This is a genomic window from Dialister sp. (assembly GCF_036343215.1).
Lineage (GTDB): Bacteria > Bacillota > Negativicutes > Veillonellales > Dialisteraceae > Dialister.
The window spans coordinates 1-20,714 of the sequence record NZ_JAZASU010000013.1 but is presented as its reverse complement, the minus strand read 5'-3'; the positions used below and the strand labels follow the sequence as shown (position 1 = coordinate 20,714).

21 protein-coding genes and 1 tRNA gene are annotated in these 20,714 nt (G+C 47.2%); 3 read left to right on the top strand and 19 right to left on the bottom strand.

Annotation, left to right across the window (positions count from 1 at the left end; genetic code table 11):
- Positions 1-96 precede the first annotated feature (96 nt).
- The 11 genes from VZT47_RS04490 to VZT47_RS04440 all read right to left on the bottom strand — a co-directional run bounded on the left by VZT47_RS04490 (position 97) and on the right by VZT47_RS04440 (position 10,686).
- On the bottom strand, positions 97-1,329 hold the full coding sequence (locus VZT47_RS04490) for an ATP-binding protein (protein ID WP_330223778.1): 1,233 nt from the start codon (positions 1,327-1,329) through the stop codon (positions 97-99).
- 481 nt (positions 1,330-1,810) lie between these two features.
- On the bottom strand, positions 1,811-3,109 hold the full coding sequence (locus VZT47_RS04485) for an ATP-binding protein (RefSeq protein WP_330223777.1): 1,299 nt from the start codon (positions 3,107-3,109) through the stop codon (positions 1,811-1,813).
- A gap of 148 nt (positions 3,110-3,257) precedes the next feature.
- Positions 3,258-4,073: a class I SAM-dependent methyltransferase gene (locus VZT47_RS04480; protein ID WP_330223776.1), complete on the bottom strand. Its 816-nt coding sequence runs from the start codon at positions 4,071-4,073 to the stop codon at positions 3,258-3,260.
- Between the two features lie 168 nt (positions 4,074-4,241).
- On the bottom strand, positions 4,242-4,778 hold the full coding sequence (locus VZT47_RS04475; RefSeq protein WP_330223775.1) for a hypothetical protein: 537 nt from the start codon (positions 4,776-4,778) through the stop codon (positions 4,242-4,244).
- 48 nt (positions 4,779-4,826) lie between these two features.
- The gene (locus VZT47_RS04470; RefSeq protein ID WP_330223774.1) at positions 4,827-5,105 is read right to left on the bottom strand and encodes a DUF4160 domain-containing protein; all 279 of its coding nucleotides are present in this window, start codon (positions 5,103-5,105) and stop codon (positions 4,827-4,829) included.
- A complete protein-coding gene (locus tag VZT47_RS04465) occupies positions 5,089-5,358 on the bottom strand; it encodes a hypothetical protein (protein ID WP_330223773.1) in 270 nt (89 codons plus the stop codon). The genes VZT47_RS04470 and VZT47_RS04465 overlap by 17 nt, the downstream gene beginning before the upstream one ends.
- 619 nt (positions 5,359-5,977) lie before the next feature.
- Positions 5,978-6,445 carry a GNAT family N-acetyltransferase gene (locus VZT47_RS04460; protein ID WP_330223772.1) on the bottom strand — a complete coding sequence of 156 codons (468 nt, stop codon included), beginning with the start codon at positions 6,443-6,445 and terminating at the stop codon, positions 5,978-5,980.
- Between the two features lie 232 nt (positions 6,446-6,677).
- On the bottom strand, positions 6,678-7,412 hold the full coding sequence (locus VZT47_RS04455) for an MBL fold metallo-hydrolase (protein WP_330223771.1): 735 nt from the start codon (positions 7,410-7,412) through the stop codon (positions 6,678-6,680).
- An 8-nt stretch (positions 7,413-7,420) separates the two neighbouring features.
- Positions 7,421-7,957, bottom strand: a complete 537-nt coding sequence (locus tag VZT47_RS04450; protein ID WP_330223770.1) for a flavodoxin family protein — start codon at positions 7,955-7,957, stop codon at positions 7,421-7,423.
- A 218-nt stretch (positions 7,958-8,175) separates the two neighbouring features.
- Positions 8,176-9,552 carry a 23S rRNA (uracil(1939)-C(5))-methyltransferase RlmD gene (gene rlmD / locus VZT47_RS04445; protein ID WP_330223769.1) on the bottom strand — a complete coding sequence of 459 codons (1,377 nt, stop codon included), beginning with the start codon at positions 9,550-9,552 and terminating at the stop codon, positions 8,176-8,178.
- A gap of 348 nt (positions 9,553-9,900) precedes the next feature.
- On the bottom strand, positions 9,901-10,686 hold the full coding sequence (locus tag VZT47_RS04440; RefSeq protein ID WP_330223768.1) for a TatD family hydrolase: 786 nt from the start codon (positions 10,684-10,686) through the stop codon (positions 9,901-9,903).
- Between the two features lie 152 nt (positions 10,687-10,838).
- Here VZT47_RS04440 and VZT47_RS04435 point away from each other — a divergent pair, with 152 nt between their 5' ends.
- Positions 10,839-11,063 carry a DUF6290 family protein gene (locus VZT47_RS04435; RefSeq protein WP_330223767.1) on the top strand — a complete coding sequence of 75 codons (225 nt, stop codon included), beginning with the start codon at positions 10,839-10,841 and terminating at the stop codon, positions 11,061-11,063.
- 98 nt (positions 11,064-11,161) lie between these two features.
- Complete coding sequence (locus VZT47_RS04430) at positions 11,162-12,169, top strand: alpha/beta hydrolase (protein WP_330223766.1); 1,008 nt, start codon at positions 11,162-11,164, stop codon at positions 12,167-12,169.
- A 633-nt stretch (positions 12,170-12,802) separates the two neighbouring features.
- Here the strand turns inward: VZT47_RS04430 and VZT47_RS04425 are convergent.
- Positions 12,803-14,005 (bottom strand): MFS transporter, encoded by a 1,203-nt coding sequence (locus VZT47_RS04425; protein ID WP_330223765.1) that lies wholly within the window; start codon positions 14,003-14,005, stop codon positions 12,803-12,805.
- Positions 14,006-14,284: 279 nt separating this feature from the next.
- Between VZT47_RS04425 and VZT47_RS04420 the strand changes: the two genes are divergently transcribed.
- Positions 14,285-14,358 (top strand) — tRNA-Gly (locus VZT47_RS04420).
- Between the two features lie 64 nt (positions 14,359-14,422).
- On the opposite strand, the gene VZT47_RS04415 is transcribed toward VZT47_RS04420, so the two are convergent.
- The 7 genes from VZT47_RS04415 to VZT47_RS04390 form a co-directional block, all read right to left on the bottom strand.
- Positions 14,423-14,698 carry a type II toxin-antitoxin system YafQ family toxin gene (locus tag VZT47_RS04415; RefSeq protein ID WP_330223764.1) on the bottom strand — a complete coding sequence of 92 codons (276 nt, stop codon included), beginning with the start codon at positions 14,696-14,698 and terminating at the stop codon, positions 14,423-14,425.
- Entirely contained in the window at positions 14,695-14,970 is a 276-nt protein-coding gene (locus VZT47_RS04410) for a type II toxin-antitoxin system RelB/DinJ family antitoxin (RefSeq protein ID WP_330223763.1), read from the bottom strand. The genes VZT47_RS04415 and VZT47_RS04410 overlap by 4 nt, the downstream gene beginning before the upstream one ends.
- A 323-nt stretch (positions 14,971-15,293) precedes the next feature.
- A complete protein-coding gene (locus tag VZT47_RS10715) occupies positions 15,294-15,362 on the bottom strand; it encodes a putative holin-like toxin (protein ID WP_442877417.1) in 69 nt (22 codons plus the stop codon).
- A gap of 499 nt (positions 15,363-15,861) precedes the next feature.
- Positions 15,862-17,373 carry a tripartite tricarboxylate transporter permease gene (locus VZT47_RS04405; RefSeq protein ID WP_330223762.1) on the bottom strand — a complete coding sequence of 504 codons (1,512 nt, stop codon included), beginning with the start codon at positions 17,371-17,373 and terminating at the stop codon, positions 15,862-15,864.
- A gap of 15 nt (positions 17,374-17,388) precedes the next feature.
- Positions 17,389-17,847, bottom strand: coding sequence for a tripartite tricarboxylate transporter TctB family protein (locus VZT47_RS04400; protein ID WP_330223761.1), 459 nt, complete (start codon positions 17,845-17,847; stop codon positions 17,389-17,391).
- Between the two features lie 105 nt (positions 17,848-17,952).
- Entirely contained in the window at positions 17,953-18,945 is a 993-nt protein-coding gene (locus VZT47_RS04395; protein ID WP_330223760.1) for a tripartite tricarboxylate transporter substrate binding protein, read from the bottom strand.
- A gap of 592 nt (positions 18,946-19,537) precedes the next feature.
- On the bottom strand, positions 19,538-20,293 hold the full coding sequence (locus VZT47_RS04390; RefSeq protein WP_330223759.1) for an HD domain-containing protein: 756 nt from the start codon (positions 20,291-20,293) through the stop codon (positions 19,538-19,540).
- Between the last annotated feature and the right edge of the window lie 421 nt (positions 20,294-20,714).

Below are 20,714 nucleotides of genomic sequence, written 5' to 3'. Positions count from 1 at the left end.
TTTGGGAGAAAAGCAATTAGATTGGGAAAAACAATTCCATAGTTAAAGGGGTAACTTTTGTAATTTTGTCAAAAGTTACCCCCTTAACTGCTATTTTTATATAAAAAGCCGGTTATCCTTCATGAAAGACGGCGCATTCACGTGTCTGATTCCATCGCGGCGCTGAATGAGGTCATTCCGGGTCATGAGGTACTTTGGATAATTGTCCCGTATTTTTTCAAAGGGCCTGTATTCCCGGTCTTCCGTCTCCCGGCTGCTCATGATGGTCATAGCCACCTGTACATAGGCATAGTCACGGTTTGCCATATTCAGTATGAAATCACATTCCAGTTTACCAATCCTGCCTACACTGACTTTGTAACCCTTTGATTTCGCATAGATAAATACTACGTTTTCCATGGCAGGGCCGTAATTGACTCGGGCATCCGTATTCAGGGCATAGTACAGTCCCAGGTCGGCGACGTAATATTTCTGCTCGCCGGCAATGGATTTCCTTGATTTCAGATCGAATCGACGGCAGGGATATATGATTTTGGCATCTTCCAGAATGGTGATATACCGGTTTAATGTTTCTCTTTTGATTTCGCATCCATTCCTGCGTAAATCGTCCAGCATGTTTGTGAGACTCATGGTGGAGCCAAAATGATTGATAATAAACCTTTGCACTGTGTCAAAGACAGAAACCTTACGGATTTTGACCCGTTTCCGGATGTCTTTCTCAAATATTTCCTGAATGACCCCCTGTACATAGGTCTGTTTGTCCATACCTTCGTACTGCAGAGCCTTTGGAAATCCGCCTTCTGCCAGGTAAAGGTCAAATTCACCGGTCAGATCCGGTTGGAGCGGCTTTCCAAGAAATTGCTTCATCCCCAGGTACTCTTCAAAACTCAGTGTATAAAGCTCGAATTCCAGATACCGTCCTGTCAGTTTCGTGGCCAGTTCACCGCTTAGAAGGTAGGAATTGGAACCGGTGATGAATATGGAAATATCCCCTTCTTCGCGGTATCCATTGATGACCAGTTCGAAATCCTTTACATTCTGAATCTCATCAATAAAAAGGTATTTCACACCCGGGAGAAGTGCGGTTTTCTGTTCAATGAGAGCATCCAGATCATCGGCAGCAGTGATTTTCTGATATTCTCTCTTGTCCAGATTCAGATAAATCACGTTTTCAGAGGGAATTCCTGCTTCTATCAGCTCATCGGCTATACTCTGCATGAGGCAGGATTTCCCGCAGCGCCGGATCCCTGTAATGACTTTGATGATTTCCGTATCATGATAGAATCCGCGAATTCGCTTCAGGTAATTTTCTCTTTTATAGACCTTCATCCTATCCACCTCACTTTCTTTCCAGTATATGAAATTATGGGAAAAACATCAAGTTAAAGGGGTAACTTTTTCAATTTTGTCAAAAGTTACCCCTTTAACTGCCTCTTTTTGATTTTATCTTATCATTTATCTTATCATTTGCCCTGTGAATGATAAGATAAAAAATCCCTCCGTACCATTGAAAAGGTTCTACAGAGGGATTTCTGAATTTTTATCTGTTACTCACGGCGCAGTGCTCTTTTTCGGGACAAAGAAGGTATCCTTGAATCCGCCTCCCATTTTGAGGAGGGCCGCTCATCGAGATTCATCAGCTTCACCCCTTTTCTTTCTTATAAGTCAGGCATACCCTATTTCCGCCCTCTATTCTCGCCATTTTTGGACAGGGGTTTCTGATTTTCCACAGGATAAAGGACACCCTGAAAATTTGAAGGTGCCCTGTGCTTACTACTTTTCCATTATATGATTCCTGAAGATACCCTGCTCAGCGAAGGAGCCCTTCATCCAGCAGAAATTGTTCTATCCCCACATACAATATGCCGTTTTCATCCCGCCAGGGTTTGATATAGTCCCGGACCACCACGATTTTCGCAAAGGAGTCAGGAATGCGAAGGAGGGAGGCGATTTCCTGCTGCCTTTTTTCCGGGTCCGCCACAGTCAGGGCAGACTGGATATAGAAACGTTCATTTCCACGGTTTACCACGAAGTCCACTTCCAGCTGTTTCCTGATTTTCTTTCCTTCTTCTGTTTTGATATTCTGCTCCACCATTCCCACGTCCACATCATATCCCCGGCGAATCAGATCGCAGTACAGCACATTTTCCATGATGTGATTTTCTTCCTGCTGCCGGAAACCCAGTCTGGCATTTCTGAGGCCCACGTCGGTGAAATAGTATTTCATGGGCGTACGAAGATATTTCTTCCCTTTCACGTCATAGCGGCTGGATTTATACAGAAGGAATGCATCCTGGAAATAACCCAGATACCGCTCAATGGTAGCCGCATTGATACGGATCTGCTTTTCACTGAGAAAAGTATTGGACAGTTTCGTCGGGTTCGTCAGGGAGCCGATGGCCGATGCAACGATATTCAGAAGATCATCCAATACAGGAGTCTCATTCTGGATACGGTACCTTTCCACCACATCTTTGAGATAGGTCCTCTCAAAGAGATTCTTCAGATACCGGCTCTTTTCTTCATGGGTCTCCAGTGATACGGCCGCGGGCATACCGCCATAGGTATAGTAATCGGGCCAGGCATTCCGCGAATCGCCTTTATAGCTTTCATAAAATTCTGCAAAGGAAAGAGGATACACCCGGATTTCATCGCCCCGATCACGAAACTGGGTCAATACATCGGAAGAAAGCATCTTCGAATTGCTGCCCGTCACATAGACATCGACATTGGGAATCTTCATGAGACCCAGAAGCACGTCGATAAAAGTGATCTTGTCCGATGCATCCGGAAGATAAGGATTGGGGATTTCAGAAACAAACTGGATTTCATCAATCAGGATATAATAGCGTTTTGCTTTATCTTTGATTTTCTCCCGTACATACCGGTCCAGCTCCATGGGATTTCTGTATTTTGCATTGGGCAGTTCATCAAGAGCCAATGAAATAATCTGTCCATCTGAAACGCCCTGTTCGTGGAGATATCTGACGAACAGCTCAAAAAGCAGGTACGATTTCCCCGAGCGGCGGATACCCGTGATGATCTTGACTCTGCCATTATTCATTTTGGAAATCAGCTTGTCCAAATATTGTTTCCTGTCAAATTCCATGTTTGTTCCCTCTGCTTGCGAATTAAAAATGCGGATTCTGCATTTTTCCGTCAAGTTCATTGTACCATCCTTCTTCCGGGCACGCAAGAAAAGAGGAAATTGAATTGCGGAATCCGCACTTTTCCGTCAAGTCCCCAAAATGGACTTTTTAATGTGCCAGCCGGAGCCGGAGGACGATGGCTTTCTTTCCCCTGTCCGAATTTTCCATACAGAGCCGGCTGATGAGACTGGCCCTCTTCCCCAGTTTTTTTCTGACCTCCGGGAAAAAGAGCCTTTCCTCCAGAAGCGTCACCCCTGCTTTTTCCGCAAACTGGCGGCTGTCATCTATGCCAAAGGTCATGAGGGCATTTTTATTTCCTGTTCTCTTTATAAACCAGTTTGTAAATTTCAGCCCTTTTGTGCTGGTGGCGTCAAAAATAAGCTCCTGACCGGGAAATATTTCCGTGAGGCCGGCGATCAGCTTCAAAATATCTTCCTCCCGGAAATACTGGAAGACCCCTGAAACGATAAGGACCGTGGGGCGCGTCCGGTCTTCGATTTCTCCTGCCCAGTCCAGCGCAAACATATCTCCGCTGATGAGTTTTTCTCCCGGGTTTTCTCCATATACTTTCCGGCGGGTATCTATGACCTCCGGCAGATCCACCTCATAAAAAAGAGCCCTGACGCCTCCCAGTCTTTCCGTCAGCCGGAAATAAGCGCTATCCAGACCGGCGCCCAGGGAAATCACATGGCAGGGCGAATTCCTTTTTATAAAATTGGAGACCATCTCATCCATAATGATATAACGGGCTGCCGAGGCGAGATCCGTATATTCGAAAGAACCCTTCTCCGCATGGCGGGGCAGGTATTTCTCAAGTTCCAGCGCCTTCCGGTCATAGAAAAGATCCGGAAACTTTCTGGAAATATGGATCCTCGCCAGAAGGGGAACAAAAACAGTATTGGCAATGCCTTCAAAATTTTTCATTTTCCTTTCGCCCCCGGTGAATTCATCTCATCATTTTTTATTTATTTTATCATTTTATCTAATCCGGGATAAGATCAATAGACGGGAAAGGAAAGTTTTCCATATAAAAAGGGCACCTCATGATTTCAGGGCGCCTTCACTTACTTTTCGCTTATCACTTATTTTCCATCAATGCTCATCACTTCGCTGAATTGAAAAGATTACAATAGAAGTTCCATATTTTTTCAAAAGGGCACTATGACAGAGCCTCTCCCATAAGCCCGGCGGCCGATAGCCGGAAAGATACACCGAAATGCCCCATGCAATACCTATGGAAACCATGTATAGAAACATTTTGCTGAGCGCATAGCTTATATACCACCTCAGAGGCGTGGTCTGCGTGATTATGCCATGGTCGCGGAGGAAATACCCGGTCTCATCATGATAACCGTACCCTGCATCACCACCCCATAGCAAGGTCAGGCCGAAGAGAAGTACAGTTATGATGAGCGCTGCCTTTTCAAAATACCTGTAACCGGTAATCCATTGGGGCCATTTTTCTTCATCCCTGACCATCTGTGGAATTTCAATCTCCCTATGTTGTGAAAAGCTGAACAATTCGTTCCCCGTTTCAGAATCTGCAATAGGTATTTTACCATTTTCTTTCTCTGTAGTCTTTCCACAGAAAGCGCAGATATTTCCTGCAAAAAAGCTGATTGTTCGCACAATCGGCTCTAAGGCTATAGTTCTTATCCCATTGAGATACTGCCCGGATCAGCAATAAAAATCCGCAGTTTCGAAATGTTCGCGCCAGGATGCTATAATTTCCTCGCTGTTAGCCTCAATAAACCGCAAAAGGATATTGAGCTTTCGTTCCGGAATATGGGAATTGTTATTGGCAAGCAAAGCTTTTCCTGATCTTGTAATCCATACTTTGGTACCATTTTTAGAGGGTATGCCATAAGCAATATGCACATGGACCGATTCAATGGGCCTTCCTTCATTGGACCAGTAGTAGATGATGTATTCGCCAAATCTAAACAGCTGAGGCATTTTCAAATCCTCCCTCTGCCGCCAGGGTGAGAATCAGGTGGGCGTTATTCCGTAAAAAACGATCCCATCTCTGGATTTCACGATCCGAATATCCTTCCACACTCACCCAGCTGTATCCGGGGAGGATGCAGGTCCCATTCTTGAAACCTCCCTGAATGGGGGTTTCTATGTATACCTTCACGCTTCCATCGGCCTGTACATTTGAGAAAGTCACTTCCGTATCATCTGGAAAAGTCACATAGGGATACATCATTGGAAATCCCTCCTTTGAATCCTTGATTTCTTTAATTTTTATTATACAACAAAAATCATGACCCCTGAAACTTATGCAGTGAAAAATCTCATTCAAGCTATCCCATGATTTCATCCTATACAGCACAAGAGTTTCTAATCAAAATTTCGAGATATAAATGCGGTATCTGCATTTTTTATCAAAACTGTTTTGAGGAATGAGAAGGTGTGGTTCTGAAATTTCCCACCCCTTCCCGGCATTCCGGTCCTGATTCAAAAGATGCCGGGGATGCATTCCCATATAAAAAGAGGCGCCATCATAAATCTAAGGCGCCCACCTTCACGGACCACGGACCACGAATCACGAATCACGATTACCCCAAATGACTCATACCGTCTTCTCGAGTAATGACACAGTCTCTACATGGCTCGATTGCTCCAGATAGATGTCAAGCCGCGTTTTTTGACTGTGTTTTCCATGTTTTTCGACTATTTTTCGGTATCGCTCGTTCCCGGAAACAGGTCGATGTGCTTGTTCCTGCTATATAATGCAGGCACACAGATTTCCTAATCGTCTCAAGACTTCGCTCTGAGGGAACATGTCCGAAAAGTTGCGATTTCCCATCGTCTCAGCGCTTTATCTACATCATGTACAGGTACGAATTCCTGTCCGGATATTCATACCGGAAGGGAAGCTCATCCTTTGTAATTCTTCGATAGCCGCGCTTCTCGAAAAAGTTATGACAGTTTGTGGCAACAGAAGGTGTGTCGAATACAAAGGTTGTCAAGTCATGTTCCTTTGCGAACTCTTGAAGCGTCGCATAGAGCTTTCCGAGAATACCTTGCTTTCTATAGTCCGCTCTGACAAAGCCCTTTTTAAGAACCGCATTACCGTTTCCTTTATTCATCAGCGCCAGGGTGCCAATGACCGTATCATCCTCAACGGCCAGCCAGAACTCTCCGCCGTCCTTTTCATAACAGTTCGGAATATCCAGCAAGTCAGGCTGCTCCTCAAGAGAAAGATTGATCTTCGCTTCGTCGTTCTGTATGTGCAAAATCAGATCAATGATCTGCTGCTTGTATTTTTCCTGGTATGTGATTATTTCCATAGTTTTTCTCCAAAACCGTACATTCAATGTTCGCTTTTTCTATTCTGGCGCAGGGAGCAATCCACCGCTTCCGCAGGTCTCGTCCCCTAATTTGAGGGATTTGATACAAACACAGGGGTCATAGGAAAATGCACGCCCTTTGAATCTGTTCAAATGCGCTTGTTTATATGGTTTTCGTACCACCTGTGCGTACAAAGGGCGTCACCTCCTTCTCATCTCGTCAAACTGGAATTCACATCATAAGACTCCCCGGCAGCGTTTTACCGTTTTCTAATGCCGACAATAATTCTCCCTTTTCTACAGACGCACCGTCATGACCCTTTAGATAATGTTCAAATGGCAATGGCTGAAGAAAATCCACAAACTGTTTCAACCGATCAGCATCAAATTTCCCACGATTATCGTAATAATCTACATCGTGGGCATCTCCGCCAATCAGGACTTTATCTTCCGGGACATAAATCAACACTGCATCTCTCGTATGGGGAGTATCCACATGGATCAAATGGGCGGTAACACCGCCCAGGTTCAGTTCCATCTCCGAGTCAAAAAGGATATCTGCCAGCCCCGTTTTAATCTTCGTTATATCAGGATAGATAATGTGCAGCTTTTCATAAGCGAACCGGAGGCTTTCGCCGCTGTTCAACCGCTCCAGCATAGCTTCTTCTGTCCATTTCCACCTGCTGATCCTTATCAGATTTTCCTGTGTCTTCTTCGAGGCGATGACAGGACACTCCACCCCCGGCAGACCGAATGAATGGTCATAATGCCAATGCGTCAGCACGAGTAAATCCGGTTTCCTGAGACCTGCCTCTTCCAATTCCATCAGAAATTTCTTATGACTTTCCGGTGAGTTTCCGGCATCTACTGCCAGCGAAAATCTATCCCCATTCATGTAATAGCAATATGGTAAGTCGGTACGAGAATCTTCATCCCTATACCATATGTGTTCAGAAAACTGTTTCATAGTCCACCTTACAAGTTCCGCCCAAGTATATATGCCTGCTCCGGATAATCCGTCTGTTCAAGTTCTTCTCTCGTTTCCACCCCGACTGCGTGAAGCTCTCCTGCGCCAATAAATCCGACAGATTTCAGGATGTTGCGATACCACAGTTTAAGAGGCTCAAGCGTCCAGGTGTCATTGGGATTATACTGGGCAGTGAGAAGGACGAGCCGCTTTCCGTTCAGTCTGTTCACCAGATATTCAAAGCGTGATACAGCCGCCAGAATCTGAGGTGAAAGCGTCCAGTAATAGACCGGTGAGACCAGCGCAATCAAGTCGGCCTGCAAAATTTTCTGATACAGTTCGTCCATGTCATCTGTGAAGCTGCAATGGATTCCCGCATTTCCGTTGCATCGTCCGCAGCCTATGCAGGGATGGACTTTTTTGAAAGCAGCGTCAAAACGATAAACATCGTGCCCAGCTTCCTCTGCGCCCTTGATAAACATCTCAGCAAGCAGACAGGACGTTCCTTTCCTATGCGGACTACCTGTAATAACAACAATGTTCATATTTCGCATCCTTTCCGACAAATCCCGATTTGTTGCCGATATCCAATCCGGCAGCTCAACTCTGTGACATCTAATCCGGCAGCTCAACATTCACACCTTTGACCTGAGTCGCCTTTCAAGTCACCCTTGGATAAGTTACCGCGAAGCGATGATCCACTGGGCCATCCCGGAGCTGCCGAAACCCGAAAAGTGCCTGAAACCAAGGGCTTTTGAGCCTCTTATGTGTCTTTCCTTGACATCAATGCTACGGTCTCCACATGCATAGTCTGTGGAAACATATCCACAGGCTGGACTTTTTTCACTTCATAGCCCAGGTCCCGGAGGAGTTTCGCATCCCGGGCAAAAGTAGCGGGATTGCAGGAGACGTAAACGATCCGTTTCGGCTCCATGGCTGCAGCTGCTTTCAGGACGGATTCACTGCAGCCTGCACGGACGGGGTCCATGACGATCACGTCCGGCCTTTCGCCTTTTTCGTATAATTCAGGCATGAGCTTTCCTGCATCGGCCGCATAAAATTCGACGTTACTGATTCCATTGAAGACTGCATTTTTCTTTGCATCTTCGATGGCAGGAGGAACAATTTCTATGCCAATCACCCGTTTTGCTTTTTTGGCAAGGCAGAGAGAAATAGTACCGGTCCCGCAGTAGGCGTCGATGACCGTTTCATTTCCTGAAAGGTCTGCAAAATCAAGAGCTTTCTGATAGAGCACTTCGGCCTGTTCTTTATGGACCTGGAAGAAGGAGAAGGGAGAGACTTCAAAGGAAAGACCCATGAGGGAAGCGGTCAGTTTTTCCTTGCCCCAGAGGTGATGGATTTCCGTTCCCAGGATGGTATTTCCTTTTTTGCTCTGCACATTGTGATATATGGAAACCACTTCGGGAAGAAGTTCATGCATTTCCTTGACCCAGAGGGCAGAAAAAGGCAATTTCGGAGCAGCCGTAATAATGACTGCCATCACTTCTCCGTTATTTCCTACACGGCCCATAATGTGACGGATGGAGCCTTTTCCTGATTTTTCATTGTACCCCTGAAGATGGTGACGAACCATGAAACCTTCTGCAAAACGGAGGAGCCGGTTATTTTCTTCTTCCTGGATAAGGCATCCGTCGATGGGCACAATCTGATGGCTTCCCTGCCGGTAATAGCCTGCTACCGGTCCGCTTGTCACCTGGGAAACGGGGACCGCCATTTTATTTCTATAATTCCAGGGATGGGAAGCCCCAAGGATGGGAAGGACGATATCCTCTTCATAGCCCCCGATCCGTTTCATCACGTCCCGCACTCTCCGTTCTTTAACGGAAAGCTGGCCTTCATAGGTGAGATGGGAAATCTGGCAGCCCCCGCAGGACTTGTAAGCCGGGCAGGTGGGCTCTGTGCGGCATGGCGATGGTTTTTCTATGGAAATCAGGCGTCCCTGGGCATAGGATTTTTTCGCCGTCTGCACCGTGGCTTTCACGGTTTCTCCGGGAAGGGCTCCCGGCACAAATACGGTAAAATCGTTCACTGAACCGATTCCTTCCCCATGAATTCCCAGGTCCCGGATGGGCACTTCGTAAGTTTCATTCAGTTTGACAGGGATATTTTTCTTCGTCATAATGGCCTCATTTTCTGTGGAAATAAAAGCTTTTATTCATTATAACATAGTCATCTGGTACGGGGGATATGAAGTGCATCTTTAGTTCTGATCGTGATTCGTGATTCGTTCTTCGTGATTCGTGATTCGTGAAGGTGGCCGCCAAATTCGTGGGGCGGCCCTTTTAATATAGTTTTCGACGCGATAAACAGTCAGCCTTTACCTCCGGAGTGCCTGATTTCAAAGCGTTCAAAATGAAAAATTCCATTATAAAAGGGCGCCCATACAATTTCAGGGCGCCCGCATTCACGATTCACGGAACACGGCCCACGGACCACGATTCTCATAAAGTCAATATGCATGAATGGATTATCGGCTTCTCTTTAACCCAAATACCTTTTCCGTATTCGCAAGGGCATGGAGCCTTAGTTCTTCTTCATCCACACCCATATAGCCTGCCAGGGTTTTTACCACATAGGTAATATTCTGAGGTACATTGGTCCTCGGGAGATGGAAACCCCGGGGCGTGAGGTAAGGGGCATCGGTTTCTACCATGACCCGGTCCAAAGGCAGGATGGAAACGGCATCCCGAAGGTCATCGGAGCGCCGTTCGTCACAAATCCAGCCGGTGATTCCAATGTAGAAACCCATATCCAGCAGCTTTTCCAGGGTCTTTTTATTTCCCGTATAGCAGTGCACCACGGAAAGGGGGCAGAGCGCTTCATGGCCTTTGAAGCAATTGATGAAATCTTCCGCCGCATCTCTTTCGTGGAGAAACATGGGCTTTTTCAGCTCTTCTGCCAGGTCGATTAGCTTTTTGAAATAATGGAGCTGGTTTTCCTTCTTCGCATACATGTGGTCATAGTCAAGGCCCGTCTCCCCTACCGCCACGATGCGTGGATTTCCAAGAATGATTTCCCGGATCCGGTCAATATCGCTTTCCTTTGCATCATCCGATGCATGGGGATGAATCCCCGCCGTGCCATACAAATCGTGGGTCTTCACGAAATCATTGACCAGTTCATTTTCCTCATATTCCGAACCCGTCAGGATGCACTTGATTCCTGCCGCTTCCGCGTCGGAAATGATCTTCTCCGGCTTTGGGAAGGAACGGGTGAACAGATTGAGACCTATATCGTAGTATCTGATATCCATAAAATGTACCTGCTTTCTTTAATATAATTTCAGTATAGTGGGATAAAAGTCAGGCGTCAAGAAAAGCCAGTCATGCCGGGGCACACCATTTGGATTTTCCACAGATTCTGCTATACTCATTTTAGAAGCATTGATTGCAAGGAGGAGAAAAAATGAAATCGATTTCTTTTGAGGTCAGCGATGAGGAAAACAAAATGATTGAGGATTATGCTGCATCCCATCATTTGAAGCTTTCTTCCTTTATCCGTAACGCAGTGCTCGATCAAATCGAAGATTCCATGGAAATCAATAAGAATCGGGTCCTCTGCGCCCAAAAGCAGTCAGCAGAGGAGCGAAAATGGGACGCTCAAGACGTGTGGAAAGAATTGGATGTCTGATATTTCTCCTTGTATTTCCATTGCAGAACTTCCATACTTTAATACTATGATATAGACAGTAAATCCTGTATTCTGTTTTACAGAAAGGTGGAAACGAAATGAAAAAAATGATGATGGCTTCCCTTCTGGCGGGGCTGATTTCTATCGGAGGCAGTGTGATGGCAGCAGATATGCCGGTCCATGTGGATTCTTCTACCGCAAAAATGGTAAATAAAGCACAGAGTGAATTGCTGAAAGTGGATGTGAAGACTCCCCTCATCAATCAGATTTCCAATGTAGTTTATGAACAGGTCCCCATGCGGGGGTATCCTTCGGTCGCCATGAAGATGGATATCCTCCAGCCGAAAGCGAAGGAAAAACTTCCGGCCATCGTTTTCGTAACGGGCGGCGGATTTATCAATGCGAATAAAGATAATGGCATCCAGCTCCGTATGCATCTGGCCGAAGCAGGCTATGTAGTCGCTTCCATTCAATACAGAGTCGCTCCGACGGCAAAATTTCCCCAGCCTCTGGAAGATGTGAAAGCGTCGATCCGTTTCCTCAAAGCCCATGCGGACCAGTTTGGCATCGATCCGGAAAGAGTAGGAATTGTAGGCGGAAGTGCGGGTGGTTACCTGACTGCCATGGCAGGAGTCACCAGCGGGACAAAAACTTTTGATAAAGGGGAAAATCTGGATTTCACCAGTGATGTGAAAGCGGCTGTCGATTTGTACGGCCTTTCCGACCTCACCCGGATCGGCGATGATTACAGCGAAGAAGTGCAGGAAAAACACAAATCTGCCGGCGCCACCGAAGCCCTCTGGGTGAACGGTTCTCCGGTCTTTGGCGGAAAAGATGGCGGAATCCTCGCTGACAGGGAAGCTGCCCTTGCCGCAAATCCCATTTCCTATATTTCCAAAACCTCCGCCCCCATGCTTCTCATGCACGGAACAAAAGATGTAGTCGTCTCCCCGAGCCAGACGGATCTCCTTTTTCAGGCCCTCCGGGAAAGGCAGATTCCCTCCAAACGGTACCTCGTGGAAGGGGCCGCTCATGGCGGGATTTACTGGAACCAGAAAGAAGTGCTGGATATCATCACCTCTTTCTTTGACAAGTATTTGAAATAATGAGCTGTCAGGCGTCAGATTTCAGAAACAGGAGCCGGTTGGACATACCATCGGCTCTTTTGTATCTGGAAAAATCAGATTTAATAAAATTCTAATGATACAAATCGCGATTTTTGCTACTATATGTACAGAACAAAGAAATTCGCCCGCAGGCTTCCGCCACGGCCAATCTCAGAGAAAGCGGAAGGGGAGAAAGACAGCGTTCTGAAACTTCATGGCGCCATGAAAACAAGTGAAACAGTAAAAAATAGTGAAATGATACCCCAAAAACAGCGGGAGAAGTGTACCTCGCTGTCTTTTGGGGTATTTTTTTGCTCTTTTTCGGGATGAAGACAGGCTGGAATGCATATAGACTGGGCAGCCGGAGTTAAAAGTGATCAGTTCGCAGTGATCAGTTATCAGTGAAGGTGCTCCGCGAAAATTTGTGAAGCGGCTCTTTTTTATATTTGAAACCATTTTCTTCAAAACCTTGATGGCCCGGCTGTCTTCGCAGCTTTGCATCGATTGGGCCCCCGGAAAGCTGACTGAGGAATTCTAATCTCAAAGCGGGACAATATAAAAAAGCCGTGAGACCTGTTTCCCACGGCTTTTATTTCCGGTGATCCCGTATTCTATCTCTTCTGATCCCTTATTTCATAATTTCTTCCCCTGCGAGTCGCCCCGGAAGTTATAGATGATAAATCCCGCAGCCAGGAAGAAAGCAATGGCGGTGGTCCAAAAAACGGTGGGATAGCCGAACCAGCGGGCAAGAGCTCCCGAGCAGACCGGGCCCGCCACATTTCCCATAAGGAAAACGGAAGAAACCACGCCGAAAACGATGGACCTTTTTTCAGGAGGTACGGATGCGGCCAGAATCGTATTCGTACAGGGACCGATGGGACCCATACCGAGACCCGTAATGGCCCGCCAGCAGCCAAGGCCGGTGACGGAAGTCATGAAATACTGCATGATGAAATCAAAACCCACAAAAATCGTGGCGGCCACGAGGATTTTATGGGGACGGAAACGCTGGGTGAGGCGGCCCACATTGAGGGACATCAAAGCCGAACAGCCGCCGGAAATAAAAATGATAAATCCCACAGTAGTCGCTACGGCTTCGGAATCGCTTCCCATCATCTGTTTGATATAAAGCGGCAGGATCGGACCGATGCCGGTGATCCCGAAATTGCAGAGAAACTGCATGAAAGTCATAATCCGGACCCGGGGAATTTTCATGAAATAGACAATCTGGCCCCAGGTGGAACCCTTCTCCTTCGAAGCCCCTTTGCGGTGAATTCCCGGCATGAAAAGGCGGACTGCCAGCAGGCATAAAAGGGAGAGGGAGCCAAAGAAGAAAAATGGCATGCGGTATCCGATGGTATCGGCAATAGCCCCGCCGATCAAAGGTCCTACCATGATTCCCACCACCATGGCTGCCTGGAAATAGCCCATGGACCAGGACGTTTTTTCTTCCGGAGTGACGGAAACCACGATGGAAAGACCGATAGGCACAAATCCCCCGACCAGCCCCTGTACAGTACGGAGAATGAGAAGCTGCCAGGGGGCCTGCGTAAAAGCGGATGCCAGGATGCAGAAAGAAACAGCCGAAAGCACTACGGTCATCATGGTTTTCGGTCCCCGCCGGTCCGCCTGGATAGACCAGAAAGGCGCGGAAAGGGCAATCATAAAAGGAGTGACCCCCGTAATGAGCCCCGCCCAGAAAGCCGACTCCCCTGGATCCGAAAGTCCCAGCTCCGAAAGGAAAAGAGGCAGGAATGACATGACCCCCATGAGTGCAATCCCCGCGCCCACCTGAATCAGGCACACCAGGTAAATCACCCGCTTCCAGTCCTTCATACTCCCGCCTCCTTTCGAACATTCATTGTATACCATATTATAAAACTTTTTAGTAAACATTGGAAATAGAGTTATCAGTTATCAGTGTCCAACATCCTCGGGGCAGGAATAGGATCCAATATTTACACATTCCCATGGAACCTTGATAACTGCGAACTGATAACTGAGAACTTTATAAACAAAGCTGCTTTACAACATGCAGCATTTGTACAGTCCACCCTTTTCGATTAAAAGAATTACTGGAAAATTTACCAGATATATGATATTATAATTAAACATGCGGGTGTAGTTCATCGGTAGAACGCAAGCTTCCCAAGCTTGACAGGAGGGTTCGACTCCCTTCATCCGCTCCATAAAAATGAAATCCTCACTTTGGAGTGAGGATTTTTTTGCATGATTCAGCTGATAACAGATTGACTAAAAAACTTCTGAATGACTTCCCACCCGATATAAAACAAGCACCAGGATGTCGTCTACATACTCATAGACCAGCAACCAGTCCGGTTCAATGTGACATTCCCGGGTTCCTTTGAAACGGCCTGACAGAGTATGATCACGATAAATGGCAGGCAGCGTCTCTCCATCGGCAAGGATTTGGATGACTTTCATCAGTTTCGCCAGATCCCGATGCTGTTTTTTAGCCACTTTCAAGTCTTTCTTAAACTGACTGGTAAATCTGATTTCGTATTTCATAAGTCAAGTGCTGCCTTTAATTCATCCATAGAATGATAACCCTTTGCATTGGGATCTCGTGCTATTTTTCTTCCTTCCTCAATAGCCTCTATGGTTTTTGCATTCGGCACATCCATCTTCAGTTCAAAAGGAATCCGCTGTTCCCGGATAACCGTTCTGAGAAACATGTTGATTGCAGTAGTCATATTCAGGCCGAATTCATTAAGAAGGTAATCGGCCTGTTCTTTGACCTGCCTGTCGATTCGGATATTTAAATTTGTTGTATCTGCCATGGTAATTACCTCCATGATCACATTTTAAGCTAATATGCATTCACTGTCAATACGTTGTCATTATATTTCACGGCTTATGAGTCTGACAGGGCGGGCTCCCTTCATCCGCTCCATAAAAATGAAATCCTCACTTTCGGTGAGGATTTTTTGATTTCCTGTGTTATAATGTACATAGAGAGAGTCCTTGACGTGTGGAAGCGTCAGGCTCATCTACTTGGTAAGTCGAAAAGCCTGACGTGGATGAAGTATTTGGTGGATACTTCAATGTGTTTACGTCAGGTTTTTCGCTTTCTATAGTAAAAGTGCCGTTTGAGTGGTATCGGTTACTTCAGAATCATCACAATCAGCGTACCGAAAGCAATCATAAGCGATATGGCTTCATAAACACGCATGGGATCACCCCCTTCGGGAGATGAGCCCAACTCACGTCAAGGACTTGTAAAATAGTATATCAGAAATTTCATAAAATCAGAATATGTATTTTGTCTCTGCATGGGCAGGGACTTTTATTTTGCCCTGAACCGGCAGAATAGAGATATTTCATTAAAAAATCGATTCTTCGAATCGATTGGCCCCCTTCTCCCGCAGGGGACGCTCATCCATGAGTGGTTTGTCAGATTCCGTGTGCTATGGATTCTGCAGTTTATCCATCGCGGGCCAGAGGACCGGTTGGTCATTTAAATATATAATCTGCGGCGCTTTCTTCTGTTGCGCCGCACCTCCCCTAATCCCCAATTCCTTCCACTTTATGATTCCCAATCAATACTTGCGCCCGAAGGGCGCCACCTTCCCGAAATCCGCTATCCGAAGTCCGAAATCCGATTTTCTCAATACAAAAGAACCGATTGTTTAAACAACCGGTTCCTTTTCGTATTTCCAAAACACTAACGGCTATTTTCCCGCAGCCATTTCCTTCCCTTTCTTGAAGAATTTCATAAGAAGCGGAGAGAAGGCGGAGAGGAGGCAGAGAGCGATAAGGATCCAGCAGATGGGGGTGGAGAAAAGTACGGAGGGATCTCCGCCGGAGAGCTGGAGGCTTCTTCTGAGGCCTCTTTCGCCCAGAGGTCCAAGGATCAGGGCCAAAACGACAGCAGCCGTATTGAGTCCCATTTTTCTCATGAGGTAACCCATCACACCGAATACAAACATAATCACTACATCGGTAAAACTGTTATTGATGGCAAAAGAGCCTACGACGCAGAGTACGAAAATGCAGGGAATCAGGATCGCATCGGAAAGTTTGGCCAGATGTGCGAAAATACGGCAGCCGCCCAGACCGATGAGAAGCATGAAGAACTGGGTCAGTACGAATCCTGCAAAGAAAGTATAGGTCATGGGAGCATAACGGGTGAAAAGTTCCGGTCCCGGCTGGAGGCCCTGGATGATCAGCCCGCCCATGAGGACTGCGGTTACAGATTCGCCCGGAATTCCAAGAGTCAGGGTCGGAATGAGGGAGCCCCCGGTCACGGCATTGTTTGCCGCTTCGGAACCGGCCACGCCTTCGATATTTCCATGGCCGAAGGTTTCCGGATGTTTGGAGAATTTCCTGGCCGTATCATAGCCCAGGAAGCAGGCAATGGAGGCGCCGGCACCGGGAAGGATGCCGATGATATTTCCGATAATCCAGGAACGGATGATGGTGGGTCCGATCTGTCTGATTTCTTCTGCCTTGAGGAGGACGGAATCTTTGAATTTAATGACGCTTCCTCTTTCCCTGATGGCTTTTTCAGTCAGGATGAAGACCTGGGACATGGAGAAAAGTCCGATGAGGGAGCAGGTCACGTTGATGCCATTGTACAGTTCATCGATACCAAACATGTACCGTTCTACCCCTTCCATGGGGTCCATACCGATGGTGGAAAGGATGAGGCCAAATGCGCCGCTCATCAGACCTTTTACCATAGAACCGGTCGTGACGCCGGCAATAATGGTCAGGCCGAAGAGGGCGAGCCAGAAGTATTCCGGACTTCCGAATTTCATGGCCAGCTGGGCCAGCATGGGAGCGAAGAAATAGAGGGAAATACAGGAGAGAAGGCCGCCGCAGAAGGAGGCAAAGCAGGCGGTCCCCAGCGCTTTGCCGGCTTTCCCCTGTTTGGTCAGTTCATAGCCGTCAAGAGCCGTCGCCGCCGAGGCAGGAGTACCGGGAGTATGAATGAGGATGGCGGAAATAGAACCGCCGAAAATAGCGCCGCAGTAAATTCCCCCCAGCATGATGAGGCCCGTTTCCGGTTTCATACCGAAAGTCAGAGGAAGAAGTAAGGCTACGCCCATAGCCGCGGAAAGTCCCGGCATACAGCCGACAACTACGCCGATGGTAACGCCGATAATCAGCATAATGAGATTCATGGGATCGAAAGCATGACCAAATCCGGCCGCCATAAGTCCCAGAGTTTGTGCGTCCATAGTTTTCCTCCTTCCTTATAAGAATTCTTCCAGAATGATGCCCATGGGAAGGGGCACTTTCAGGAAAATATCAAATGTACCGTACACGATGGCTGCCATCCCCACGAGGACCATCCCGATGTAAAGGGGACGGATTTTGAAATAGCAGAGGGTAGCCAGCAGGTATACCAGGGCAGCGATATAGAATCCCACCAGATACATGAGGATGAAAAATCCGATGAAAGCCGCAAAGGTGTACCAGAACTGTTTCTTCTCGAAACCGTCAAAAATTTTCGAAAAGTCATTGTCCACCTTGTGATCTTTCCTGTAGGCCAGGAACATATTTCCTGCATGGACCGTAGTCAGCACAAGCAGGAGCCCTATGACGAAGTGCGGATAGTGACGGACCGGTTCAGGATATTCTTCCGTAAGATAGAGGAAGAAGAAACTGAAGAGGTACATGAATCCGCAGATAAAAATGTCTGATTTTTTCATGCGCATCTCCTTTTGGAAATAAAAATCATTTTCAGGGATCATTACTATCGGCAAGAGGCCGCCGATGGGGGCGGCCTCAATACCGATATATTCCTCAGGATGGGATTAATAGAGTTTGCTTACGATGTTCTTGCAGAAATCTCTCTGGCTTTCGATCAGTTTGCCCAGATCGGCTGCATTCTTATAGTCGATGGACATGCCTGCTTTTTCATGAGCTGCCTTGACTTCCGGATCTTCCATGGTCTTCCTGAAAGCTTCATCATAGAATTTAATGACGTTTTCCGGAGTACCCTTCGGAGCTACGAGGGCACGGGCGGAACCGTACCATTTATCATAGTAACCCAGTTCGCCCAGAGTCGGTACGTCTTTCAGGGACGGATCTCTCTTCGTATCGAATACGCCGAGGACCTTCAGTTCCGCATTGTCTCCATTGATCAGTTTTGCCACGTCCCCTGCTTTAGCACAGGAGAAATCCACTTCGCCCTGACGGAGAGCCAGGAGCTGGTCAGCCGTTCCGCCATAAGAAACTGCATTGTATTCGAAGCCTGCAGACTTGGCGAGAAGCTGGGCAGCGGTATGGTTGGAAGCCTGGCTGCCGTTGGTGGAAGCTTTCAGCTGGCCCGGATGCGCTTTGGCATCTTCCACCAGTTCTTTCAGCGTATTCCATTTCGCATCTTTCTTTACGACTACAACGCCGGTTTCCGTTACATGGTTGCAGATCGGAACGATGGATTTGTCATCCAGATTGCTGCCTTTCTGGAGTTCCAGAGTGGTATAGGTCGGCAGATTGATGAAACCGATGGTATATCCGTCCGGTTTTGATTTGGCCAGTTCGGTCCAGCCAATCTTGCCGTCAGCGCCCGGTTTATTTTCGATGACCAGGGTCTGGCCCACGTATTTCTTGGCGCTGTTCGTCAGAAGGCGGGCACCCGTATCGGTACCGGAACCTGCTTTATAAGCTACGATAACTTTGACATCCTTTTCCGGTTTCCATGCAGCGCCGGATTTCGCAGCGCTCTTGGAGCCGCCTCCGCAGCCTCCCAGAAGAATACCGGCAGAAAGAATGGCAGCAGCAGCAAGCAGAAGTTTCTTTTTCATCGTTTTTCCTCCTTGATCCCCTCGCCGGACTCTCCCCGCCCGGCCCCGGGCTCCCAATATAAAATTGTGCGCACTTTACAAAGTGCTTACTTATCTCATTTTACTATTTCATAAATATTTACACAACAATTACATATATCGCTCTTTTGTAATGAACACACAAAATATTTCTATTAGATTGTAAAGAGAAAATGTATAACTTGTGGCAGGAGCTTTATAAATGAAGGAAACGGTCGAAATAAAAGCTTTTGTTTCGGGGTGATCGGGGCGATCGGGGTGATCGGGGTGATCGGGAAGGTGCGGCGCATAAAAATCTGAAAGCGCCGCAAGTATTGAAAGCTGAAACCATGCAAGCAGCCTGCTGCCGAAAGCAGTGAGGCTGAAGGGGAGCTGCACTTTCGACAGTAAACTTTCCTGGCAATTTCGTCCCGCGTCCCCCAACGGGGGAAGCTCCCGCGAAGCGGGTGAAGGGGGCTATCTATCGTAAGAATGCCGGTTGACTCAAAAGTTTCCCTGCGTACCGCAATGAGGAAATGGCTCTCCCGCTGCAGGGCAAAATAAAAACAGCCCCCGCAGGAAAGCTGTTTCCATCTCAAACTATCAGTTTTTTCACTTCCGACAGTCGTTTTTCCGTTTCTTCATCGGAGCTGTGGAAATTCATAAATTCGGCAAGATACCCCTGCTTCCAGATGAGTTCCCTGGTGACTTCGAAATTCACGTCAAAGTACATGGCCAGTCCTCCCACGTAGAAATCGAGGGGTTCTTTTTTGATGGACGTGGGAATGGATTTCTTTGTGAGAGCCATCTCGTAGACTTCATCCGTCAATTTTGACTTTTCAAATTTTTCCCGTGCCACGTTCCAGATGATTTCCGGATGGCCCGAGTAAGCGGCATAGACACGGAAGATGTCTGTCTTATCCGCATCCCGGAGAAGCCGGCAGAAGAGAAGCTCTCTTTTGGTGAGTCCAGATGGCAGTTCATACACGCTGTGGAGGGCGATAGCTTTCTCCATGAGGGTATCTTCTGCTGCATCCTTTATGAAATCCCGGATATGGCCCTCCTGAAACAGATATTTCGCCCCGAAGGCCGCATGATTCATGGACTTCCCGTCGGAAAAGGTATGGTACCGCGCAATCTGCTCGAACCGCCCGATATCATGGAGCATCCCCAGCGCCCAGGCAAGGTCCGTATCTGCATCCGAAAGTCCCAGCCCCTTCGCAATGGTTTCCGCATTCGAAGCCACCTTCCCCGAATGAAGGGACTTCAAGGCAACCCGAGGGTCCTCTCCGTCAAAGCGGCGTATGTACTCTTTAAATTGTTTTAAAATAAAGGATCTTGCAATAACCATCTTTTCCCCTGCATCGAGTCATCAATCATTATGGAGAAATAAACTGCTTCCCCGGAAATCTCAGAATCCCGCTCCCGCTAGCCAGATGAGAACTCCAATGAGGATATACCTTCTTTTTCATGGCTGCCTTCTTCTGAGAATAGAGAATATTTCTATTCCTATAGTATCATATCCGTGGGAACTTACGAAATGAAATGATTGGAACCGTATGAGCTGCTCCATCCCATTTATTGGAGTCAACAGTCGATTTTTACCGGTAGAACAACCCCTCAGTCTGCTCCGCAGACAGCTCCCCAATTACACATATCGGCGCCGTTGCCACCGTAAATAAAACCGGTGGGAGTTCAATTTTTCTGTATAATTGGGTTAGCGGCAGAAATCGACCCACAGTATGTTCTTTGAGTTCGATCCCCAATTTGAT